Raw genomic sequence first — 21,512 nt, 5'->3', positions numbered from 1 at the left:
GTGCGCCATGAATGAATTTTCAGCATTCATTGCTGGGCATGGTTACGAGCCGCCCACGCACATTGATCCAGGCAAGATTATGCGCTTTGGAAAAAACAAATCAGCCTGGGCGCGATTATTTGATGATTGCACTGGCGGAGTCTTTGGCGATTGGCGCACTGGTGAGCAGCATGTCTGGCAATCAGGCAGCAAGCCCATCCCCAAAGAAGTGATCATCAAAGCGCAGCTGCTTGCAAAGAAAGAGCGTGATGAAGATTATTCCAGGGCTGCCAATCTCGCTCAGAAGCGTTTTGAGGCTGCCGGAGAAGCTGATCAGGGGCATGCCTACCTGGTAGCAAAGAAAGTCAAAGCGCATGGCTTAAAACAAGTCGGCAATCTATTGATGGTGCCGGTGTATTCAGTGCCCGGAAAAATGCAGTCACTGCAAACAATCGACACTGATGGCAAAAAGCAATTCATGACTGGCGGCAAGATGTCTGGCGGCTGCCACATGATTGGCATGATTGATCAAGGCAAGCCAGCGATCATCTGCGAGGGTTACGCAACCGGCGCCAGTATTCATGAAGCTGATGGCAATTTTGTAGTGATTAGTTTCACCTCCTGGAATCTTAAAGAGGTGGCAATGGAGTTTCACAAGATGCTGCCAGATCACCCCATCATCATTGCTGGTGACGATGACTGGATGACGCCAGGTAATCCTGGAAAGACAGCTGCCATCGAAGCAGCCAAAGCAGTCAGTGGCCGTTATCTATTGCCACAATTTGGCAGCAATCGCCAGCCTGGATGGACTGACTTCAATGATTTGATGAATGTCTCAAAGGAGGCGCCATGAATTTTGATCTATCGCAGAGCATCTCAGCATCTCATTTTGGTGATTCTCCAGTGATACGCAATGGCCTGGAGTTTATGAATAGCGCCAAAGCTCCAGAGTTTATCCTGGAGAAGGTAATTCAAAAGGGTCAGATCTACACATTCACAGCTAAATGGGGTCATGGCAAAACAGCTCTGGGCCTCACTATGGCGATGCATATTGCAGCCGGGATTGACTTTGCTGGATTCCAGGTCAAAAGGTCAAAGGTGCTTTATCTAGCTGGCGAGAATCCGGCTGATGTGCAGCTACGCACCATCACCATCTGCAAGGAATATGGCATCAATCCATCGGACATTAAGGATTGGATCTATTTCAGTGAGAAGTCTTTTGCCATCAATGACAAACCAATCAAAGATGAATTTGTCACAGAGGTCAAGAAGATCACCAGTGTGGATTTGATCTTTGTTGATACAGGCCCGGCTCACTCAGAGATTGAGGAAGAAAACGCCAATAGCAAGATGCATAAAGTGGCAGTAGCGATGCGAGAGATGGCCAATGACTTTAGTGAATCAGCAATGATGGTATTCATGCACCCCACCCAGGGCGCCACACAAGATACTTTGCGCAGCAGGGGCGGAGGTGCATTTGCTGGCCAAGTCGATGGTGAATTACTTGCATGGCAGGATCCATTCACTAAGCAAATTAAATTCTGGCACTCATCAAAGTTTAGGGGCGGCGGATTTGAGCCAGTCTATTTCGATCTCAAAAGGGTTGAGCTTGATAGCTTTGATGACAACTTTGGCAATAAGGCTGTCTCAGTCGTGGCCATACATGCTGAGAAATCAATCGAAAACAACTCAGATGAGATTGGTGGAGACACCAGGATTGTGTTTGACGCATTTGTTTTATGCGCCAGCACAAAGGAGCTGGTGACAGACAGAGAGTGGCGCAGGGAGTCTTATAAGTTTTTGGGCGATAGGAATACAAAGGCAAAGGGTGAGGCTTTTCGCAGAGCCAAAAAATTATTGCTAGGCTCAAAGATGGTGATTGATGCAGAAATTCATCGCTCTTACAGGCTGCCAATTGCAACATCTCCAGAAGTGGAGAAAGTATGCGATTGACAAAAATCACAACACAAAACGCCACAAATGCAATTGTGGCGTTTTCTAAAACCGCCACATTGCCGCCACAAATAAACGCCACAAACGCCACATTGTGGCCACAAAAGCCACAGCCGGACACTACAAACGCCACACCACACCACAACACTCTAGGAGAGTGTGTGGTGTGGTGGCTTTTGTGTCTTTAAATATTTTTTTAGGAGAAAGAATGCAGACATTCATTTTTAGGACTGACACCTTTGAAACACGAAAAGAGGAGATTGATGCCTCTATCGTTTCCGGCCTATTGCTCTTTTATGAGATGGGCGCCAAACCAGGTGTGCCCAAGGCATGGAAACAGCGTGTCAAAAACAAGATGCTGGAGATGTATCCAACGATTACGCATGAGGCGCTTGAGCGTGTGATCCTCATTGGCGAATCAATGAGCACGCATCTGATCAAAGAGCGTTATCGAGGCATAGCCAACACAGTGGGCGTGTATGAGTCACTGATGCACAGGATGCAGCAATTAGATGAAATCAAGAATGAGATCCATGAAGAAAGAAAGCCCCATGAGTAGCCTCACACCAGATGAATTTAAACGAGCCACAGAGGTCGCAGGGCTGCTGCTGATGTATGAGATCGGCTGGCATCCAGGAGCGCCAAGACTGTGGATGAGAAGGCTCAAGGACAAGCTCATGGAGATGTATCCAGGCATCACTGAGGAGGATCTTGACACTGTGGTGTATCAGGCAGAGCTTTACACCAACAGAGTGATCAAAGAGGCTGTAAATATGGCCAGAGAAGCGAAAGAGAGATCGGATGAGATCTTACTAAACCTATCAAAGAGAAGGAAAAAGAAATGAGCGACAAACAAAGAGTCAATCCAACATGCAGCAGCTGCATCAGATACAACGGAGACGAGAGCATTGGCGATTGCCATGCCATGCCCCCATCCATACTGCCTGCGCTGCTTATGCCTGGCTTTGATCACCATGATGTATTGACTGCGTCAGTGCGCCCTGCAGTATTTGGTGATGATGCAGTTTGTGGTCACTATGTGGCAGGGGGGAGCAGATGAATCAAACAATGAATGAATCGCAATTGCCACAGCTTCATCCAGAGACTGCTCAATTGTTTGCAGCCATCTTCCTCATTGGCGTCAAGATGGGAATGAATGGCAATCCAATCAGATCGCCCCAGGATGTTGATGTGACCATACCTGACTCAATGGCCATTGGCTTGATGGCGATGTGGCCAGACGCTGGCAAAGAGGCGCATGAGCGTGTGATGAAGATGGCTCGCATTGTGTATGAGTCATCCATTGAGCCATTCTTGCCTGGCATGCACATCCCTGGTGATCTCCACTGATGGGCAGGGGGCAAAACTTCCCAAAGCCTCACATGCCCGCACCGCTCTGTGGACAAGTAATTTAACGACAAGTAGGAAAAACAACCATGACACAAAGCAACAAAAAAACAATGTGCAATTCAATCGATGGCCAGATTGCCATCTTTCAAAACCTGGATAAAGGCTTGCCAACGCCTGCAATGGACAAAGCAGCAAAGCCCTTTTTCGATGCCCTGGTGCTGAGCAAAGCCCATCAAGAATGGACACCGGCGCAGCTCAACCTGGCTGCCCAGGTGGCCGCTGATTCTGTGGTGATCAATCGCATGCGCAAGCTCATCGCAAAAGATGGCGATGTAATCCCCAATCACAGAGGCGATTTAAATCCCCATCCTGCGCACAAGCTCTTAGACATGGCGATCAAGCGTGTGGGCTCCAACATGCGGCTGCTGCAACTAGGTGCAATCGCAGAGATCAGGACACTGATGCCAGCTCGCAGAGCAGAAGAAGAAGCACGCAAACTGATTGGCGATGATGAGTCACTTTTAGCGTGATTGATTTTTTGAAAATCGCATATTGATTGATCTTGATGCATCTTGATAAATCTTCATAGCTAAATTTTCAAAAAGAGAAAAATATTGGATGAAATATTGCCGGATTTTGATATTTTGCAGGTATGAATAATTTTCAAGCTGAAATCACAAAATCAGAATCTGGTTTTTCTTTCATTGCATCGACACCATCAATTGATCGTGTTGGTGATTCTGTCTCTCAAGATTTCAATCTTGAAAAATATATGCAAAATCCTGTGGTGCTCTTTGGTCATGATCACTCTGCGCCCATCGGGAAGTGCACATCAGCCAGATATGAAAACGGCAATCTGATTGCTGACATCGAGCTGGCGCCAACGGCTAAAGGCCAAGAAATTAAAACCCTTATCGATCATGGCACCTTGCGTGCTGTGTCAATTGGCTTTGCCCCTGGGCAGGCCCAAGAGAATTCAAAAGGTGGCATGGACTTGTCGTCGAATGAATTACTGGAGATCAGCATTGTTGCTGTCCCAGCAAACCCAGATGCATTGCGTATTAAATCCAACGGAGTCGAGCCAGCTGCGCCGCTTGATTGTGGCCCTCAAACGGCTCAGCTCGACTCCACCAATCAACTTCCTAATTCGGAGAATCAAATGGAAACCTTAGACATTGCAGCCGTTATCGGCAATCAAGAAAAGAGCATTTTTGCTCAAGTGAAAGACAACCTGGCAACAATTAAAGCCGGTCAAAACTTCACAGCAACCAAAGCATTAAGCGGCACTAATACGGATGCCACCACTGGCGCACAATTGGGCTTGCCTGCTCAGTTTGTTGGCAATATTGGCATCAATCGTCAGATCCCGAATTTATTGCGCAGCTTAGTGAGCTCTTATGCAGCTAACGGCCAGGCAGTTTCCTTTGCACGCATTGGCATCACCAGTGCAGCGGCAAATGTGAAAGAGCTTGGCAATAAGCCAGAGAGCACTCCATCAGCTGAGCTGGTGACAAAGCAGATTTCAACATTTGCGCATCATATTTCCGTGAGTAAGCAAATTTTGGATGATGATGCAGGCCTCCAGGCTTTGCTCTCAAGCCAAATGATTTTGGGCTTATCTGCAAAGATTGAAGCTGAATTGTGGGCTGAGATTGCAGCTAACAGCACACCATTTGTGCCATCTGCAACTGTTGGCGCAGATCAAATCGCAGAAGCTGGTTTTGCACTGACTTCACAAGGTGCTCAGGGCGTGATTGTTGCAGTTAATCCATCCGATTACTTTGTGACAATGACAGCCAAAGCATCTGGCTCCGGTGAATACTTGGGCTTGCCTTCATTGCCTTATACAGCTGTGCCTGTTGCAGCAGTGCCTGCTGGCAAGATCTTGGCATTCGAGCCTGCATCCGTTGCATTCTTTGATCGCCAGGTTGAGTCAGTAATGCTCGGCTATACGGGCAACCAGTTCACCCAAAATGCTTTGACAGTATTGGCCGAGAATCGTGGCGCTGCCGCTGTTTTGAATCCGAATTTGGTGCTTGTTGGCAGTTTGACTAAAGGCAAGTAATGGCATTAAGCATTCGATCAGTCATCTCTGGATGGCTTGGAGGGAATCAGCCGGTTTATTTCGGCCCTGATCTCTCCACGCCAAACACAGTGATCAACATCAGCCCAGAGCAAGCAGTCAAGCTGCCTGCCCTGGAGCGTGTGCGCTCACTGTATGCCAGCCAGATGGCTGCAGCATTCCCCAGGGTTTACTCTGGAGATTCAACATCAAAGCCGCTGGAGAATCATCCAGCGCAAAAGATTCTTAGGACTCTGTCTGCAGCCGATAAGGCAGCATTTGGATCCGATTTAGTTTTATATGGCAACGGCTATCTGCGTATGGTGGGCACATCGCTCACTCATTTGCCGGCAAGCTTAGTGACCAAATTAAGAATGAGTGATGGCTCGATTGCTTACCAGGTAGCAGCTTCTGTGATCCTGGGCACGCAATTTATGACACTGAGAGATTCAGAAGTCATCCACACACCATTTTGGCCTGCTCAAAATGCATTGACTGGAGAAAGCCCGATTCAAAAGCTCTCACAGACAATCAATCTGGGCTTGCAGATTCAGCGTGCTGAATTATCTGTTTTCGCCAATGTGGCAGCGCCTAGCGTTGTGATGGAGACTGAGAAAGCATTGACGCCAGAAGTGGCGCAGCGCTTGCGTGAGCGATTTACATCCGGATTCTCTGGCACATCCCTGGGCAAAGCCCTGGTGCTCGATAACGGCCTCAAACTCAACACAATCGACATTCCTAATCTTTTAAATCTTCAACTGACAGCGCTCAAAAGTGCAGTCAATTTAGATATAGCCAGAGCGTATGGCGTGCCTGCTTCACTGGTTGGCGAGATGGCTGACATCAATCGATCAACAGCGCAAGCTGAGCGCTTATCCTGGCTCCAATCATCTTTGTCGGGCTTATTGGTTTTAATTGCCGATTCCATCGCAGCCAAGATGCTATCCAATGGCGAAAGATCAAATGGCGTATTCATCGGGTTCGATGTGTCTGACGCACAAAGAGGCAGCGGCGCTGAATTAGCAGCATTCATTAGCTCTGTGATGCTCTCAGGCACTGTGACGGCTAATGAGGCTAGAGCATGGCTTGGACTTGAAACGATTACTGGGGGCGATACCTTGCGCCATCCATTAAACATGACAGCGGAAGATCAAAAGTCTGCCGCTGTGGTGTGATTTAGCTTTAATTCCTTATAGTCTGCCAGGGTGATTCCTGGCTTTTTTTTACCTAGCCACCAAGGGTCTTTTGAATAAAAAGGAGGAGCCCTTGGTTTTATTTATTCTTGCCGGGAGCTGCTGGGCTCCTGGTTTTATTTAGCGGCTAAAGCTATATCGCTTTAAGCACAGCTCAGCCCGTCTATCCCTATGTTTCTCAACGCCCTCGGCAATCAGTCTAGGCAATGAGCATGCGGCTTCCTGTTTGGCTTGCTTGCACTGGAATGCCCAATCAGTTTGGTAATTCTTTGTTGCGTTTTCAAGGCAACCATCGAGATCACTCTCCCGGCTGAAATAGATGCCAACAACAAGGATGCTCAAGGCAACGAAAAACAACTTAAACCAGTTAGCGGCAAAGAAGCCTTTTGATTGTTCGCTCATGATTACCCCTTCAATTAGTTATTATTTTTAAAGTTTATCCCCACCTGGCAGCCCACAGCATGGTGAATCAGATAATCTGCACATGCCTGTGCACACGACACCCCTGAGACGCCCTATTTTGTTGGTTTTGCGTCACTATCCATCATGGGAGCAACTGCTAGGCGTTTTGGAATGTTGATCATTAACTTTAATTAAATGGCTATATTCTCGATTTTAAATGTATCAGGGCAGCCTAAGCTGCCCTAACTCTAAAATCCTTGCAGATTAGTTACAACTTATTTAGAAAGTTTTGCCTCTAACTCAACGGCCAAATCAAGAGCTCCCATGTAACCAGACTTGAGGTGAGCTGGTAAATCAGGGTCTCCAACCATGGCACCCAATGTTTCCACTAGACTAAAGACAATGCCCTTTGCCGCACCAATTGCAATCGACTGGTTGGCTACTGCTTCATCAATATGATTGACGGCATCTAGGAAATAATCGTGACCTGGCAGGCCATCAGGGCCTAACTCTGATTTTGATTCCGATTTTGATGCTTTTGTCATAACGCTCTCCACAATTGATAAAAAGTAACTAGCTCAGCATACCTTTAGTATGCGGAGAAATCATGTCAGCATGTGATTTAAATCATCATCATGATTCAATTTTGACCACTTACTGAAGATTCTTGGCTTGTTTTCGTATTCACCCAGCCCACGAGTACCTGCACTGCCTCATTACTAGTACCAAGCCAGGCTTCTTGATCAACCCTGGGGTCACCAATCACACTGGTCAGTTTTGCACTCATAGCTATCTTCAAATCCTCTGGCGGCTTAACTCCCTTCCAAGCTAATAGTAAGGCATCAGTAAAGAGTGCTTTCACTTCAGGATAGCGAAATTGATTTTGTGCATCAATGCCCCAATCAAATGCTAGATGGATATAGTCTGTTTGCCGTCTTTTTTCTTTAGGAAATTTCAGCAATTCAATGAAGGCACTTTTAGCAAAGGGAGTGGTTGTAAATCCGGGCCAGAGATCAAATTGATTGATCCACCCCATTAATCCGCGTTTTGTTTTAAGGATCGACTCAGCTACCAAACGCGGGCCATCAGCAGTATTAAAACAATTTAACTCATGCGCTAAGGATTTCAGTGGAGAACCAAATTTAATGGCACCGCTGGTAAAAAAACGCTGTGCTGTTTGAGCCAGCTTTTCAAACACGGGATCATTCGGCTTGAAATGGTAGAGATAAACATAGAACAGGGGCTCAGCCCATTTCATCGCTCTTTTGGCAATCTTCAGAGAACGAGGAAGATGCATCTCGAAGTATTCGTTTAAATAATCAGCTCGGGTGGATAAGCTGCGCTCTGGCTCCAGCCAAATCGCATAGGGAAAATAACGCCAATAGCGTTGATCGACTTGATGGCCCGAGAGCTGCGCTAAGGAAAAACGAATAAAAGTGCGCTCACCCACTGCAAAAATATCCGGTGGCAGACCAATTCTTTCGATTGATATTTTTTGTGAAGCAATACTTTGAACAGCACTAGCTAGCAGAGGAAAATCTTCTGGTAACGCCGCTAAGTTCATTTTGGTAAAGTAATAGGCTTGGTATTAGAGCCGGGAGCAATAGAAGTTGCGGGCATGATGGGCGCTGTTTGAGTTAGGGGAGCCGATGAACTGCTAGCGGCATCCAAAGCATCTCTCGCCGCTTTGCCTTTTTTAGAATCGGGTTTGAACGCCAAGATAAAGCGCAACTCTACCCGCCGGCTTTTTTCTGCATCTTCTAAACCAAAGCTTTTGACTACCCGCTTATCGGCATAAGAACTAATACCAAAGACATCTAACTTGCGTTCATTTTGATAGGACTGAGGCTTACCTTCAGTAAGAACTTCGTATACCGCCCGCGCACGATCTAGGCCTAAGTGCCAGTTAGTGTAATTGCCTTGTTGAAGTGGCTTAGAGTCAGTGTGCCCCTCAATGAATATAGTTTCAATTTCGGCTTGCTCATCATTTGGTGGGCAGTCTAGTGGTCTAGCTGCTCTTTCAGAGTGAACATAGCAAGGCAGAATCTTAATGAGGGACTCTCTAGCCTTTTTTAAGGTTTGAGTTGAATTGTCATTCAGGACAGCACTATTAAATCCAAACAAGGCATCTGCTGGTAGACCAATAACGCCTGATTGCGGGTCAATCACCACATTCAAACCTGCTTCTTTAAACTTTTGCCCAATGATCAGCACAGCACTAGCCAGCGGATCATTCACACTCTCACCTCTTTGAATAGAATCCACTCTTTGAGAGAGCATCACTACCATGATGATGAACACAAACAATAGACCGATCATCAAATCACTCGCAGAGGCGAGATAACCCGCCTCTTCAACCCGTTCAGCTTGCTTATTATGACTAGATGGCAAAAAGATCATTGCGATACTCTAACTTTACTTTAGATTTGATTAGGTTTTGGGCAATGATTCAACAAAATCGTCCATCGTTTGCTCTAGGGTCGTAATGGTGGTGTGGATCGATGTAATGGCCTGGGCTAATTTTTCATCTAACTTAAAGTGCAGCTGCACTACCTTATTGGAATAATCTGATACTCCGCTAGTTAAATGATTGACGGTTTGATCAATCGAACTCTTAGTCGCCTCAAACTCGGTGCGCAAAGAACTGAGCGCTGCACGAGAAGCGTCAGTGCCTAGTTTAATTTCATTAACAGCATCTTTTAAGGCGCTCGACATCGCAGGAATACCCACCCCAAACTCTTTACTAATGACTTCTTGCGAGGCCACTGTGCCATCTAAACTGCGGGCTATTAAACCAAGAGACTCTGTGCTCGACTGAATTTTTTTCACAAAAGAGTCAACATTTACAATGACTTTATCAATACCGTTTACCGAACCGATTAATCCACCCAAGACAAACTCTAATTTGGTAGCCCCTTCACTGGTGAACTCTTTTGCTCTTTGCAAACCAGACTCTAAGCCAAGCATGGTTTCATTGGTCTTGGTAACCGTTTTTTCGAGGGCATTAATGGCGCTTCCAAAAGAATCGCCAGCCTGGGCAAGGGAGACTCCAGCGCCTACCCCAGCAGTATTGAGTTTTTCAGTCACTTCAACCAGGGTTTTTCTGAACTGCTCCATCTCTTTTGCAGAGTCACCTTTAATCGCCTCTAAGAATTTCTCCATAATATTTTTGAGAGCTTCTTCATTAATGCGACTAATCCGCTCCGTTAAGTTATCAAAAGCATCAATCAGCTTGACACTGAGATCGTTAAATAAAGGCTCGAATGCATTACCGATTGCTTTAGAGATCGAGAGTGCAAAATCTGTTTCAAAACGTTTTAATTGATTTACTTGTTCACGGTTTTGCTGCAGCATTTCATGGAACATACCTAGCTGTGCTTGAATGACTGCTTGCGGGGCATTATCAGGAACGATAGTTCTAAGCTGAGTCTGTAAATCATCAATGGACGCTTCTAACTTTTCCAGCATGAGCTTGGCAGCCCAGTTCCAGACTAAGGAAGACAGCAAGCCGGCAATCGAGGTAATAAACTTACCACCTGCCGTAGCAATCAAGCCCTTGAGCGCTGCATCACGAGATTCTTGATTGCCTGTCATTGCCTGACCTGCATCATTTAATGCTAATGCCAGGAATATGAAGGTAAACATCAAGCCCACACCAATCAATATATTAGGCATGGTTTCATAGAGCGAGAGATTAATTTTTCCCGCTAGGATGTTTCTGGCAGTCCAAATATCTGAGTAGGGTTTCAGGCAGTATTTTTTAGACCCCAAATCCCCTCGAATCGTAATGAGATTTCTTTGACTCTCTTGGAGTAAATCGATGATACGCGTATTGCTTGTCGACCCAATAGCTGTTGTGAAAATATCCCTGCCGGCGGCATCCTTGCCATTAAGCCCAGTAGCAAGATCTTTAATTTCAGTGCTAGATTGAGAAATAACCTTTGACCAAGACCAATACAAAAAGGCAGCGATGAGAAGAATTCCAATTGCAATGCCAATGGGGAGGTATAGATTGACTGGTGTTTGCATGTTTTAGCAGAAATAAAAAGAATCAGAAGATGTTAATGGATTAAATATCAGAGCAGTCTGGAGTTCAACTGGCAAGGGATTACGCATCAACTTCCCTTACAAACACGCTTCATTACAACTAGGCCAAGGGTGCCTTCAGCTACAGGCGCAAAGGGATAAGGGTGCTTATCTTGATAAATCATATTGCCCTCCCCCATTGGCTCAGAAAACCATTTAGTCGAAAGCGCTCTTTGGAGGTCTTTTTTGCAGTTGTACTCAATGTAAGTTCTAAAAGATTGGTAGGAATACTTGTCTTTATCGACAACTAATTCCTTAGCTTCATTGACTAATACTTTGACCTTGACTAGGCCTTTATTCCTTTGTATAGCCTGAGCATCTATATAAACAGAAATATCTTGATTGGCGGTCACCTTAGTCCAATCAGCGTAGGCCAGGCCAGCAAACATCATCAATACAAGCAACAAAAATCGTTTAATCACGTGCCAACCCTTCGCAGAAATGACTCCCTAATGTATTGAAGATACCTAGCATGAGTTTTTGCTTAAGAGATATTTAAGTAGGGGTTGAGAAACCAATATCCAAATCCCAGCGCTGCAATCAACAATACTATAAAGACGGCGAGCTTAATAAATGATTTAGATGGAGTAGTTTTGGGCACCTCAATGCCTTGGATTGGCAATTGCGCAGAGGTTTGCTTGCCAATGATCTTTTGAATCAAGCTAGGTTTTTCAAATTTAAGCTCATTGATCATTTTTTGAGCCAACATAGCTTCAATCTCTTTAAGCTCTTTTTGCTCTTGGAGTGTTTGTTCATCTTCTAGCACTGCTTGGCTTGCATCAAATGCTTGATCTTCAGGTAGCCCCAGAATTTTGGCAACCTTTTGAGCGCTCGAATACTTGATGAGCGGTGAATAAAATGCGCCCTGCTCTTTACCTTCAATTTGCCGAATTTGACTATTCGACAGAATGGCTTTTTTTGCTAACTCCTCGACCGACAAGCCTAGAGTTTCTCTAGCATCCTTAAAACGCTCTCCCAGGATTTTGGGCAATGGATTTTTCTGCTTGTCGGACAACAAAATCTCCTTAAAGGGTTAGCAAATCATCGATTGCTTGCCCAACAACGCCATCGCTAAATCAACTGATGTCGAAACATATTTTTAGCAATCATGACCATCAATAGTGGATATGGAAAACCGGATCCTGCTGCACATTGCCCATAACAATCATGAACTTAGGATAGTGTATACACTAATTGTCACAATGCAAGTATTTCAATTGGATGACAATTTTTAGGTTCAGCATGAGTGATCGGGCGTTCAAGAGCCTCATAGCTCTTGGCTTGATTCCTCAGGCACCGAATTGGCGTTTTCCCAAACATCCTCTTCAGGTGCAAACTGGGTTTGGGAGACGAAGTTCTTAATTGCCAATAATGAATCTTGGGTAACATCATCCAAGGTCACCGTCTTTAACTCATCGGCGCACAGGTGACGACATTTTTCCAGATCACCCACTTCTGCCGCTTCAGCTAGAGAGAGCAACTGACCCAAAATGCCTGACCGATCAACAATGGCGTCTACGACCACACCGGGAAGATTGAAGTGCGATAGCAACTCACGTGCTGACTCATCAAACAGATTATCAATTAAAGATAAGCCGCCTACCAAGAAGGCTAAGTCGCTAGAGCCTAAACCGCCACCTGCACCCAACTTGGTTGACAGAGATTCCATGAAGAAAGCTCGCACACAAACCAGTTGCAACAAAGGCGTAGCATCCAAAGCTACCTTGGCTTTAGCATCCGCATAAAGCAAAAGCTGCGTCCAGCGAGTAATCCGCTTGACGCCAGAGATCACAGCAGCGTCTCGGATATTTTCAGGCTTATCGCGCTTACGACGCGAGTCAATCTCAGCAATTACCATCAGATGCTTAGAAACAACTGGGTTAGCCTCAATTGCAGTCACTAAGTCTTTTAACTCTGGAGAAGAAAGCAACAAGGTCAAGAGCTGTAATAACTTGCGATACTCCTCACCTCGATGCAAAGAAAGCTCAGGATCGGGCTTAACAAAGTAAAAACCTTCAAATGCATCACAACCTACATCACGCGCCTGATGAAATTCTTCTGGCTCATGAACGTTCACTGCAATAATTTGTAATACATTAGTAGCGCCCTTGGACTTTTCATCGCGCGGCAGTGGAATGCCTTTGCAGTAATCAATCAGACTGGATGGCTTAGCGACTTTTTGTAGATCCAATTTGATATAACGAAATTTGGGCAATATGTCATCAAGGCCATCAAAGACTTCGGTCAGTCCCGTTAATACAAATTTATAGCCAGCGCTTCTCAGTCTCTCGAGCTTTTGTAAAACTTCAGGAACGGGGGGCTCGCCAGAATCATCAAGATCTTTCTTGACCTCGGGATCTTCTACAGTTTCTGTAACCTGACTTGCTTCTGTCTTGATTACCTCTAAGATCTCTGCAAGATGAATTTGTAGCGGAAACTTAATCGCCGGAAAACCTCTGAGTTCATCACCTAGTTGATCGACGCGAATATCAATAAAACCTAAATGCTGACCTAGAGATTGGGTGACGCCCTTGGTCTTGAGGGAATAAAAGATTTCGGGGAGAGTGACCTGGGTCACCTCTTTGCCATCGTCATCTCTCAGGTTGGCGTCAGTCACCTCTTCTGGGTAACTTACTTCGGCTTTAGGGTCCTCAGCTAGGCGTTTAGCAATTTGTGCCAATACCTCATTACGATCGTTCAGCCGTTTAGCTTTGAGTGTGGTACACGGTCGAAAGAAAAGCTCATACCCAATAATCGCTTGTTCTCTATTGATGATGGGCTCACGTCCAAGATAAGGATTTTCAGGCGCAATTTTCTCAGGCCCCTTGGGAGCCTGAATTGGTTCAGATTGCGCTTTTTTCTTGAAGAGTGCCATAACTAAAGTAATAAAAACGAGTAAAGCATTAACCTCATTTTTACCACAATTGGCTCATAATTTAGCCGTTTATCTGCACTAAATCCGAACCCTTTTCCTCTTTGAGGTCATATCCAGATTGGCTTGATACCCTCTTCCAGGGAATGGCTTGGACCCAAATCAAAGATGAGGACTACATTGATCATAAAATACAGAATAAAATATTTTGAAGTATCCAATTCTTTAATTGAATGAGAGCGCCTCAATGAAAAAATTAGTCATCATCATGCTGTGTTGTTTTAGTTCTGTAGCTATGGCTAATTGGTTAGAACTGGGTAGCAACGATACCGCCGTGATCAAGATCGATACCAGCACGATTAAACGTAACCCCTACTCCATTCAAGCTTGGGTTTTATACGACCTTAAGAAACCACAACAAATCTTTGAAGGCGATAGAGATTTTTATTCTGGGGTAGCGCTTTACGAATATGACTGCACAGAAAATAAAGTCCGATTTCTAGAAAAATATGCCTATACCGAAAAGAATGGGGAAGGTGATCGTATCTTTTCATCTAACAAACCAGAAAATTGGATCAGCATTCCACCCAATGTATTAAATTTCAAAGCGTTTACTTATTTGTGCAGACCCAAATAAGCTAGTAAGTTTGTTTAGATATTCTTTATTTACGACGCTCTTGGATCAATACCAAGTCAAAACTAAAGCTTGATCCCTGCCCTTCAATACTCTGGATATTGAGCTTACTACCCATCAACTCCAAAATACGATTGCCAATCGTCAAGCCCAAGCCCGTACCTCCAAAGCGCCGAGAGATTGAACCATCGGCTTGAGCAAATGGCTCAAGTACTTTTTGTTGAGCCTCTTGTGAAATACCAATCCCGCTATCTTTGACGGTAAAGCGCAAAGTCAATGTGGAATTCTCTAGCTTAAGCGTCTTAATCGATAGATCTACTGAACCTTGTTCAGTAAACTTGATTGCGTTACCAACAAGATTATTAACTACAAGACTGAGATTAAAAAAATCACCAATCAATTGTGTTTTAGGTTCTAAGTTGCAAATAAGATTCAATTGCAAGCCCTTAGCCTTGGCACTTTCTAAAAATAAAGCACGCACCCTAGTAAAGAGGTCTTCAATGGTGAATGGCGCAGTATTAATGTGCGCCTTATCAGCTTCTAATTTAGAGAAATCCAGAATATCGTTCACAATCTCAAGGAGTAACTTGGCTGAAGATTCAATGCCTTGCAAATACTCTTGAACTACCGGGCTTAAAGGCTCATATAAGGCCAAAGCAGATAAGCCAATAATCCCCGTCATAGGAGTGCGAATCTCATGAGACATATTCATTAAAAACTGGGTTTTAATATTGAGTGCAGACTCAGCATCGGTCTTTGCCTGCACTAGCTCAGTAATTTCCCAATTAGTGCCGACCATCCGTAGTGGTTTATTGTCAGCGTCTCTTTCTACAAGTGCTAAACCACGAATAAAGTGGATGCTACCGTCGGGCCAAATCGTTCTAAATTGAGTATTAAATTCACTAGCCCCCTCAAGAGCCTTGGTAATTGCCGACTCCGCACTCCCCCTATCATCCCGGTGAAGCCTTTCAGCCCAATCAGCATAGGTACCGGTAAACTGATCCCGAGTAATGCCGTAGAGCTTGAGCATTTGCCCATCCCAAACCAAGCGATTGTTAAAGAAGTCGTATTCCCAAATACCGACACCACCCGCACGAGCTGCTAGCTCTAAGCGATTCTTGGTTTCAAAAATAATCTTTTCGGATACTTTGCGCTCTGTGATATCACGCTGAATAGAAACCCAATGGGTAAACCAACCGGATTCATTAGCAATCGGAAAAATATTGAGCTCTTGCCAGAACTCTTCACCATTTTTTCTGTAATTTAAGATTTCTTCACGAATATGCTTCCACTCTCCCAGAGCTTTAAAAATTCTGTTTTTGGTCTCCGGGTCAGATCTTGGCCCTTGAAGCATGCGAGGATTTTTTCCTAACACTTCGTGTGGCGCATAACCCGTTTCTTTGACAAAAGCTTCATTCACATACACAATGCGCGGCTCTTGATCGTCAGTGGGAATATCTGTAATTACGACAATATCATTTGTATTTGCAATCACGACGCCAGCTAACCTGACAAATTCCTCGCGATCAACGATGGAAAAAGAGGGATCCTCGAGTAACTTCGCCGCTTGATTACTAATATCGGGAGAATGATTAGAGCTAGTCATAAGGTCGAATTATAGATTTACCCACCGCTTTGGCAAAACTTCATTCTAGAGCAGAAATTCTGGCGAATGAAATGTATAACTTAAGCAAGCGAATTTTGCAGCGTAGATGAAATAGTATTGAGAAACTCTTTAAATCCGATAGGTTTTTCAATCAGGCCATTAAAACCAGAATCGATGATTGCCTGCTTGTCATCTTGCATCACTGAGGCTGTAAAAGCAACAATCGGTATAGCGGCATAACGAGCATCAGCACGCATCCATTTCAAACAATCAAAACCACTCATACCTGGTAGTTGGATATCCATCAACACCAAATCTGGGCGCTGCTTTTCAAGCTGTGCTTGCAGGTCCTCGCCACACTCAATTTCACTAGTCTCATATCCAGAGGACTGCAAAATATCTTTGGCCAAGGTTAAATTGAGAGGGCTATCATCCACAATCAATACATGCTTCATTCAGAAACTCCCGACTCTACCTTGGGGATGAAGAAGGTAAAGCTTGCACCTTCTCCTAATACAGAGTCCAGCTTGAGCCAACCATTTTGGAGATGAATGAGACGCTTCACGATCGCTAAGCCAAGACCGGTACCTTCCATCTTTCTGGTGTAGTCATTTTCAACCTGCTTAAATTCTTCGAAGATCTTTTCCTGGTCCTTAGGATCAATACCAATACCTGAGTCCTTGACAACAATCTTGATGCCGGCATCAGTAGATTCAGCTCGTACAGTAATGTCGCCACCCTCAGGCGTAAATTTGACAGCATTGGTCAGTAAGTTGAGCAAGATTTGCTTCATCTTGCGCTCATCTGCATAAACAAGATTTTCACCCTCGCTAATGAAGACATTTAGCTTTAACTTGTTCTTCTTTACTCGCTCTGAGACTATAGCCACGCAAGATTGAATCGTTTTATTGAGCGAGAAGATCTCTCGAAACACTTCTACTTCACCGGATTCAATTTTAGATAAGTCGAGAATATCGTTAATTAAATCGAGCAGATGTTTGCCGGAATTAAAAATATTCTTTACATATTCTGACTGCTTGGTATTGAGTTCACCAAAAATCTTTTCTTTCAGAAGTTCTGAGAAACCAATAATAGAATTCAGAGGTGTTCTAAGTTCATGCGACATATTGGCTAAGAATTCAGACTTATGCCGATTGGCACTATCTAATAAAAGATTGCTTTCTTGTAAGCGAATTTGTTTATCCTCGAGCTCTTGAGTACGCTCACGTACTTTGTGATCTAAATCGCGATTCTGCCTCTCAATAATTTCATTGGACTCCCTCAAGGCACTTTCAGCCTTACTAATTTGTAGTAATTCATTATGAATTTGCTCATTGCGATTCAGAATCATTTTGATAAAAATGAATAGCAAGACTAAATTGAGAATAGCAATGAACCAAATAGCAGAGAGTGCCCTGAGCCAAGTCTTTAGAAAAATATTGTCAGCAACTACTGGAGTAACGATGAAGGGGAAATTAGCCACTCGTCTGGGAGCTACGATACGCGTATCTGAAAGATTGTCCTGGATGGCTCTTGGGGAATTTACTTCTGCAACTGCATGATCAATTTTCGGATCCGACAGCAGTTTATAAGTACTACCAGTCAAAATCTTTTTACCGATTAAATCATCCTTGAAAGGATATGCCGTCATTAAAGAAAAATCATCCCGATACAATGAAACAGAAGCGCCATCGCCTAGATTGCTAATCACCTTTTTGTAAAATTCGGAAAAGTTTTCGGCTGATACTCCAACCTGCAAGGTGCCTAAAAAATCACCGCTAGGGGTTTGTAATCTTTTAGCAAGATAAAACACCCACTTACCAGTGCCTTTATTTTTGACGGGTAGACTGAAGTAAATTTTCCCTGCGGGATGATCTCTTTGCTCCTGAAAATAATCACGCTCAGATAAATTAATCGGAGGTGGCGGATAAGATCTCGAGAAGTTCACTAAACGACCATCATCAAGCGCAATAGAGGCTACATCAATTAGGGGATTGGAGCTAATCTTTTCAGAAAGCAGTTGATGAACCGATTTCTGAGCAGCATATTGCTTAAATGTTGCTTCATTGGAAAAGCTACTTTGCGGTAAGGCACTATAGATGCTATTGAGAGCGACTTCCGCTGAAATAAACGTTTGCGCAGCATGCTCAGACAAGGTGAGAGAGATATTATCGGTCTGCTGCTTCCAATCAGATTCAGCATTGAACTTCAGATAAAAACTAGCAGCAATGGCTATGGCAACAACCAATAGGCCTAACGCAACACCAGAGGCAATAATGACTGAACGGTTATTTTTCAATTGAGCGGCTGCAATCTGGGGAAATATTCTCAAGCTCTAGCGCACTAGTTACCAAAATGGGCTATAAGTTCTTGCTCTACTACCAGCGCAAGATCTTTGAGATGCTCTTGCTCTTTTTCGGAAAAGGTTCTCGGCTCAGTATCAATGATGCAAAGCGTGCCAGCAGCAAGACCGCCAGGAAGATAAAGCGGGATACCAGCGTAGAAACGAATAAATGGCTTGCCAACAACCAATGGATTATCTTTAAAACGACTATCCTCTTGTGCGTTAGGAATGAGAAAAATACCCTCACCTAAAATTGCATGACCACAAAAAGAAATATCCCGTGGAGTTTCTGAGGCATCCAAGCCACAGCTAGACTTAAACCACTGCCGATCTTTATCAACCAATGAAACCAGCGCAATGGGCACATTAAATACTGAGCGCGCTAGTTTAGTAACCCGATCAAAACGCTCTTCAGGTTCAGTATCCAAAATTTCAAGCTGACGCAATCCAGCCAGTCTTTCTGACTCATTTTTTGGATTTTCAGGTGTCTGCACCAATTACTCCTAATGAGATAAATTGCAAAAGATGGCTACTGAGAAATTTTGAATGCTTCAATAGACTTATCAATGTCTTTAAACATAATAGATCCACGGGGTTTAGCACCAGAATCTGCATTTAAGCGGGACTGAGTGCGCATATCCAAGAGGATTTCACCAGCCTTGGCTTCGCGACACAAGCGAGAAACGATTTCAGTGACAGCCCCAATCGCGGTATAGTCTTCACGACCCTCAAAACCCATCATACCCAAAGTTGCAAAACCAGTAGCAACACCAACTCCTAGCGATAAGGCTGGGTTATAGCCCTTTTGGCCCCATCGTACTTTGAGGTTAGCAAAAGCGGTTTGAAAGCGTTTAGCGAGATTGATAGCCTGCATCGGAGCGTTATCAACTGGAATGGGATCGTTGAAAAAGATGACGATTTCATCACAGGAAAAACGCTGTACGGTGCCATTAAATTGACTAATGAGCTTACCTAGGATTTGATGAAACTCACTCAAAATAATCATCACTTCCTCTGGCTCTCTATCCATTACTAAGTTACCAAAGCCACGCAACTCAAAAAAGGCAATAGTAATTTCTTTGCGATGGGGCTGCAGCAGACCCTCTTGCTTGTCAGACACTATTTTAGTAGCGACATCAGTAGGTAAAGATCGCTTCAGCTTATTGAGGCTTTCAATTTCTTGAACTTGTTGTGCAACCTTTTTTTCTAAATCTTGATTCAGTTGTAGCAGTTCTCTATTTTTATCGGCGATCTCTTTTTGTAAGCCAGCGATCCGTAACAATGAATCTACACGGGCTAATAATTCTGCTTGATTGATGGGCTTACTTAAAAAGTCATCGGCACCCGCCTCCAAACCTTTGACTTTCTCTGTTGTGGGATCAAGCGCTGTCAGCATCACCACTGGCAACAATGCAGTTTGTGGTTTGTTACGAATAGCTTGGCACACTTCATATCCGGACATCTTTGGCATCATGACATCGAGTACCACGAGGTCGGGAATGGATTCTTCTATTAACTTGAGAGCCTCTGCACCACTAGAGGCTGTTTTGACAGCATAGTCACGACTCTCCAATACAGCCTTTAGTAAATCAATATTTTCAGCGGTATCACCAACAATTAGAATATTGGTAGGTTTCATAGCTTAGTGACTAATTTATATAGGTATTTTAGGTGGTGTGAGGGTTCATTTTCCGCGCCAATCTATTATATTATCTTTACATTGTCTTGATGCCGTTTTGAGGCTGCCCTATGCAAGTTACTGGAGATCACATGCAAAAAGTATTTACCATCCGCGCAGAATGGGACAGCGATGCCAGCATTTGGTCGGCCACCTCCGATGATGTGGTGGGATTAGCAACCGAAGCTGATTCAATTGAAGTCCTTTTTAATAAGCTCTCTTCCATGCTTCCAGAATTAATGCTCTTAAATAAACTGACGGATCAAGCTGAAATTGTGTATGAAGTGCTGGCCCGTAAATGTGCTACGGCTCACATTCCAACTGAGGCGTAATCATGGCTAAAGTCATCGGATCCTATCGGGGAAACTCTTTTTCGACAGATTTAGTTGCAATACTCAAAGAGGCTGGCTGCCACTATCATGCGCCAGCTCACAGAGGGAATCACGATATTTGGTTTTCACCAGTAACCAGTGTCTACTTCCCCTTAGATAGCAAAATACTCTCGCACCATACTGCTAATGCGGTTTTGAAGATTGCTGGCCTGCCCGAACAATTTGAGGCCCATCAAGATGAAGATGCTGAAGATAAGACTGAGTAACTAAATCAATAGTTCTTGTGCATCAAAAATTTTGGATGCGAATTATCTAAAAATCGCTAGTAAGGAGGATGCCGCGTTATTCATCTGCGAGATTACCTGAAAATCTAGACTTTGTTGCGTGCTTAAAGCCTGCAAACTAGCTTGCAAGGCAGTCAAATCAATATTCTGAATATCATCCACTGTTTTCTGTGAACTGGTGACCAATTTAGTGCTCTTATCTAGTGCGCTATTGAGATCTGTACTAGCAGCCGACAAAGATGCTTGGGTAGAAGAGATTTGTGAAATAAATTGATTGATCAAAGCGATTGCTTTGGGTGCATTGGCTTGCCCAGAAACCATCTGACTGGCAGTCACGGTTGCCATTGGTCCATAGGAGGTTCCCGTTAAGGTCAAAGTACTTCCGGTACTCACTCCAGTAAAACCACCTACGAATGTGCCACTGAAGGCTCCAAGATTTGAGCCTGGCTCTCTACCCGCAGTAATTTTGCTAGCAAATAATGAAGCGACTTCAGAGGGCGTTAAGTTTGTATTAGCAGTCAGCGTCAGACCACCAATTGTTGCACTATCACCCGCATTGAGATCATACAAGGTGACCGTCTGAACGGCACGAACACCTAATACACCATTAGAACCAGCAGCTTGCGTAGTGACATTTGAAGAAGATAAGGCAACTCTAGCAGTCACACTACCATCTACGCTCACCGTGCCCATCGGTCCGAAGTTTTGACCTGTAAGGGTTAGAACTCGTCCTAGGC

26 protein-coding genes are annotated in these 21,512 nt (G+C 44.3%); 12 read left to right on the top strand and 14 right to left on the bottom strand.

Going from position 1 to position 21,512, the window contains the following annotated elements; translation table 11 throughout:
- Positions 1-7 precede the first annotated feature (7 nt).
- The 9 genes from ICN35_RS10095 to ICN35_RS10055 all read left to right on the top strand — a co-directional run bounded on the left by ICN35_RS10095 (position 8) and on the right by ICN35_RS10055 (position 6,519).
- Entirely contained in the window at positions 8-832 is an 825-nt protein-coding gene (locus ICN35_RS10095; protein WP_216127311.1) for a toprim domain-containing protein, read from the top strand.
- A complete protein-coding gene (locus tag ICN35_RS10090) occupies positions 829-1,932 on the top strand; it encodes an AAA family ATPase (protein ID WP_216127308.1) in 1,104 nt (367 codons plus the stop codon). Before ICN35_RS10095 ends, ICN35_RS10090 begins: the two co-directional genes overlap by 4 nt.
- A 208-nt stretch (positions 1,933-2,140) precedes the next feature.
- Entirely contained in the window at positions 2,141-2,491 is a 351-nt protein-coding gene (locus ICN35_RS10085) for a hypothetical protein (RefSeq protein ID WP_216127305.1), read from the top strand.
- Positions 2,484-2,777, top strand: a complete 294-nt coding sequence (locus tag ICN35_RS10080) for a hypothetical protein (protein ID WP_216127302.1) — start codon at positions 2,484-2,486, stop codon at positions 2,775-2,777. Before ICN35_RS10085 ends, ICN35_RS10080 begins: the two co-directional genes overlap by 8 nt.
- Positions 2,774-2,992 carry a hypothetical protein gene (locus ICN35_RS10075; RefSeq protein ID WP_216127300.1) on the top strand — a complete coding sequence of 73 codons (219 nt, stop codon included), beginning with the start codon at positions 2,774-2,776 and terminating at the stop codon, positions 2,990-2,992. Before ICN35_RS10080 ends, ICN35_RS10075 begins: the two co-directional genes overlap by 4 nt.
- Positions 2,989-3,282, top strand: a complete 294-nt coding sequence (locus ICN35_RS10070) for a hypothetical protein (RefSeq protein WP_216127298.1) — start codon at positions 2,989-2,991, stop codon at positions 3,280-3,282. The genes ICN35_RS10075 and ICN35_RS10070 overlap by 4 nt, the downstream gene beginning before the upstream one ends.
- 86 nt (positions 3,283-3,368) lie before the next feature.
- Positions 3,369-3,812 (top strand): hypothetical protein, encoded by a 444-nt coding sequence (locus ICN35_RS10065; RefSeq protein WP_216127296.1) that lies wholly within the window; start codon positions 3,369-3,371, stop codon positions 3,810-3,812.
- A 122-nt stretch (positions 3,813-3,934) separates the two neighbouring features.
- Positions 3,935-5,347, top strand: coding sequence for a phage major capsid protein (locus ICN35_RS10060; protein ID WP_216127294.1), 1,413 nt, complete (start codon positions 3,935-3,937; stop codon positions 5,345-5,347).
- Positions 5,347-6,519: a phage portal protein gene (locus tag ICN35_RS10055; protein ID WP_216127293.1), complete on the top strand. Its 1,173-nt coding sequence runs from the start codon at positions 5,347-5,349 to the stop codon at positions 6,517-6,519. Before ICN35_RS10060 ends, ICN35_RS10055 begins: the two co-directional genes overlap by 1 nt.
- Positions 6,520-6,657: 138 nt before the next feature.
- Here the strand turns inward: ICN35_RS10055 and ICN35_RS10050 are convergent, their stop codons facing one another.
- The 8 genes from ICN35_RS10050 to ICN35_RS10015 form a co-directional block, all read right to left on the bottom strand.
- Positions 6,658-6,939 (bottom strand): hypothetical protein, encoded by a 282-nt coding sequence (locus tag ICN35_RS10050; RefSeq protein ID WP_216127291.1) that lies wholly within the window; start codon positions 6,937-6,939, stop codon positions 6,658-6,660.
- Positions 6,940-7,214: 275 nt separating this feature from the next.
- On the bottom strand, positions 7,215-7,484 hold the full coding sequence (locus ICN35_RS10045) for a hypothetical protein (protein WP_215296808.1): 270 nt from the start codon (positions 7,482-7,484) through the stop codon (positions 7,215-7,217).
- Between the two features lie 95 nt (positions 7,485-7,579).
- Positions 7,580-8,503, bottom strand: a complete 924-nt coding sequence (locus ICN35_RS10040) for an EH signature domain-containing protein (protein ID WP_216127289.1) — start codon at positions 8,501-8,503, stop codon at positions 7,580-7,582.
- Positions 8,500-9,339, bottom strand: a complete 840-nt coding sequence (locus ICN35_RS10035) for an OmpA family protein (protein ID WP_216127287.1) — start codon at positions 9,337-9,339, stop codon at positions 8,500-8,502. Before ICN35_RS10035 ends, ICN35_RS10040 begins: the two co-directional genes overlap by 4 nt.
- Before the next feature lie 30 nt (positions 9,340-9,369).
- Complete coding sequence (locus ICN35_RS10030; protein WP_216127285.1) at positions 9,370-10,968, bottom strand: hypothetical protein; 1,599 nt, start codon at positions 10,966-10,968, stop codon at positions 9,370-9,372.
- Between the two features lie 86 nt (positions 10,969-11,054).
- Positions 11,055-11,447, bottom strand: coding sequence for a surface-adhesin E family protein (locus ICN35_RS10025; RefSeq protein ID WP_215320259.1), 393 nt, complete (start codon positions 11,445-11,447; stop codon positions 11,055-11,057).
- 62 nt (positions 11,448-11,509) lie between these two features.
- Entirely contained in the window at positions 11,510-12,040 is a 531-nt protein-coding gene (locus ICN35_RS10020; protein WP_215320257.1) for a helix-turn-helix domain-containing protein, read from the bottom strand.
- A 252-nt stretch (positions 12,041-12,292) separates the two neighbouring features.
- Positions 12,293-13,900: an EAL and HDOD domain-containing protein gene (locus tag ICN35_RS10015; protein WP_216127283.1), complete on the bottom strand. Its 1,608-nt coding sequence runs from the start codon at positions 13,898-13,900 to the stop codon at positions 12,293-12,295.
- Between the two features lie 244 nt (positions 13,901-14,144).
- Here ICN35_RS10015 and ICN35_RS10010 point away from each other — a divergent pair, with 244 nt between their 5' ends.
- The gene (locus ICN35_RS10010) at positions 14,145-14,534 is read left to right on the top strand and encodes a surface-adhesin E family protein (protein ID WP_216127281.1); all 390 of its coding nucleotides are present in this window, start codon (positions 14,145-14,147) and stop codon (positions 14,532-14,534) included.
- A gap of 25 nt (positions 14,535-14,559) precedes the next feature.
- Here the strand turns inward: ICN35_RS10010 and ICN35_RS10005 are convergent, their stop codons facing one another.
- The 5 genes from ICN35_RS10005 to ICN35_RS09985 form a co-directional block, all read right to left on the bottom strand.
- Entirely contained in the window at positions 14,560-16,137 is a 1,578-nt protein-coding gene (locus tag ICN35_RS10005) for a PAS domain-containing protein (RefSeq protein WP_216127280.1), read from the bottom strand.
- An 80-nt stretch (positions 16,138-16,217) separates the two neighbouring features.
- Positions 16,218-16,592 carry a response regulator gene (locus ICN35_RS10000; protein WP_215320249.1) on the bottom strand — a complete coding sequence of 125 codons (375 nt, stop codon included), beginning with the start codon at positions 16,590-16,592 and terminating at the stop codon, positions 16,218-16,220.
- Positions 16,589-18,469, bottom strand: coding sequence for an ATP-binding protein (locus ICN35_RS09995; protein WP_216127278.1), 1,881 nt, complete (start codon positions 18,467-18,469; stop codon positions 16,589-16,591). Before ICN35_RS09995 ends, ICN35_RS10000 begins: the two co-directional genes overlap by 4 nt.
- A gap of 11 nt (positions 18,470-18,480) precedes the next feature.
- Positions 18,481-18,975: a GAF domain-containing protein gene (locus ICN35_RS09990; protein ID WP_216127275.1), complete on the bottom strand. Its 495-nt coding sequence runs from the start codon at positions 18,973-18,975 to the stop codon at positions 18,481-18,483.
- A 35-nt stretch (positions 18,976-19,010) separates the two neighbouring features.
- Positions 19,011-20,120 (bottom strand): response regulator, encoded by a 1,110-nt coding sequence (locus tag ICN35_RS09985; RefSeq protein ID WP_216127272.1) that lies wholly within the window; start codon positions 20,118-20,120, stop codon positions 19,011-19,013.
- Positions 20,121-20,251: 131 nt separating this feature from the next.
- Between ICN35_RS09985 and ICN35_RS09980 the strand changes: the two genes are divergently transcribed.
- Both ICN35_RS09980 and ICN35_RS09975 read left to right on the top strand, forming a co-directional pair.
- Positions 20,252-20,491 carry a DUF1902 domain-containing protein gene (locus ICN35_RS09980; protein WP_216127269.1) on the top strand — a complete coding sequence of 80 codons (240 nt, stop codon included), beginning with the start codon at positions 20,252-20,254 and terminating at the stop codon, positions 20,489-20,491.
- Positions 20,492-20,493: 2 nt separating this feature from the next.
- A complete protein-coding gene (locus ICN35_RS09975; protein WP_088525984.1) occupies positions 20,494-20,757 on the top strand; it encodes a hypothetical protein in 264 nt (87 codons plus the stop codon).
- A 42-nt stretch (positions 20,758-20,799) separates the two neighbouring features.
- Here the strand turns inward: ICN35_RS09975 and ICN35_RS09970 are convergent.
- Positions 20,800-21,512, bottom strand: a 713-nt coding sequence (locus ICN35_RS09970; protein WP_216127267.1) for a hypothetical protein, incomplete at its 5' end; no start/stop codon positions are given.

The sequence above is a fragment of the Polynucleobacter sp. es-GGE-1 genome, assembly GCF_018882005.1.
Lineage (GTDB): Bacteria > Pseudomonadota > Gammaproteobacteria > Burkholderiales > Burkholderiaceae > Polynucleobacter.
The sequence above is the reverse complement of the archived record's forward strand: the minus strand, read 5'-3'. Positions and strand labels throughout refer to the sequence as shown.

What these genes read in the sequence shown, in the direction of transcription:
- ICN35_RS10005 (WP_216127280.1), bottom strand. Translation starts at nt 16,137, where the DNA reads ATGACTAGCTCTAATCATTCTCCCGATATTAGTAATCAAGCGGCGAAG.
- ICN35_RS10040 (WP_216127289.1), bottom strand. Translation starts at nt 8,503, where the DNA reads ATGAACTTAGCGGCGTTACCAGAAGATTTTCCTCTGCTAGCTAGTGCT.
- ICN35_RS10050 (WP_216127291.1), bottom strand. Translation starts at nt 6,939, where the DNA reads ATGAGCGAACAATCAAAAGGCTTCTTTGCCGCTAACTGGTTTAAGTTG.
- ICN35_RS10045 (WP_215296808.1), bottom strand. Translation starts at nt 7,484, where the DNA reads ATGACAAAAGCATCAAAATCGGAATCAAAATCAGAGTTAGGCCCTGAT.
- ICN35_RS09980 (WP_216127269.1), top strand. Translation starts at nt 20,252, where the DNA reads ATGCAAAAAGTATTTACCATCCGCGCAGAATGGGACAGCGATGCCAGC.
- ICN35_RS10070 (WP_216127298.1), top strand. Translation starts at nt 2,989, where the DNA reads ATGAATCAAACAATGAATGAATCGCAATTGCCACAGCTTCATCCAGAG.
- ICN35_RS10095 (WP_216127311.1), top strand. Translation starts at nt 8, where the DNA reads ATGAATGAATTTTCAGCATTCATTGCTGGGCATGGTTACGAGCCGCCC.
- ICN35_RS10080 (WP_216127302.1), top strand. Translation starts at nt 2,484, where the DNA reads ATGAGTAGCCTCACACCAGATGAATTTAAACGAGCCACAGAGGTCGCA.
- ICN35_RS10060 (WP_216127294.1), top strand. Translation starts at nt 3,935, where the DNA reads ATGAATAATTTTCAAGCTGAAATCACAAAATCAGAATCTGGTTTTTCT.
- ICN35_RS10085 (WP_216127305.1), top strand. Translation starts at nt 2,141, where the DNA reads ATGCAGACATTCATTTTTAGGACTGACACCTTTGAAACACGAAAAGAG.
- ICN35_RS10010 (WP_216127281.1), top strand. Translation starts at nt 14,145, where the DNA reads ATGAAAAAATTAGTCATCATCATGCTGTGTTGTTTTAGTTCTGTAGCT.
- ICN35_RS10055 (WP_216127293.1), top strand. Translation starts at nt 5,347, where the DNA reads ATGGCATTAAGCATTCGATCAGTCATCTCTGGATGGCTTGGAGGGAAT.
- ICN35_RS10030 (WP_216127285.1), bottom strand. Translation starts at nt 10,968, where the DNA reads ATGCAAACACCAGTCAATCTATACCTCCCCATTGGCATTGCAATTGGA.
- ICN35_RS10075 (WP_216127300.1), top strand. Translation starts at nt 2,774, where the DNA reads ATGAGCGACAAACAAAGAGTCAATCCAACATGCAGCAGCTGCATCAGA.
- ICN35_RS09985 (WP_216127272.1), bottom strand. Translation starts at nt 20,120, where the DNA reads ATGAAACCTACCAATATTCTAATTGTTGGTGATACCGCTGAAAATATT.
- ICN35_RS10090 (WP_216127308.1), top strand. Translation starts at nt 829, where the DNA reads ATGAATTTTGATCTATCGCAGAGCATCTCAGCATCTCATTTTGGTGAT.
- ICN35_RS10035 (WP_216127287.1), bottom strand. Translation starts at nt 9,339, where the DNA reads ATGATCTTTTTGCCATCTAGTCATAATAAGCAAGCTGAACGGGTTGAA.
- ICN35_RS09975 (WP_088525984.1), top strand. Translation starts at nt 20,494, where the DNA reads ATGGCTAAAGTCATCGGATCCTATCGGGGAAACTCTTTTTCGACAGAT.
- ICN35_RS10065 (WP_216127296.1), top strand. Translation starts at nt 3,369, where the DNA reads ATGACACAAAGCAACAAAAAAACAATGTGCAATTCAATCGATGGCCAG.
- ICN35_RS10015 (WP_216127283.1), bottom strand. Translation starts at nt 13,900, where the DNA reads ATGGCACTCTTCAAGAAAAAAGCGCAATCTGAACCAATTCAGGCTCCC.
- ICN35_RS10000 (WP_215320249.1), bottom strand. Translation starts at nt 16,592, where the DNA reads ATGAAGCATGTATTGATTGTGGATGATAGCCCTCTCAATTTAACCTTG.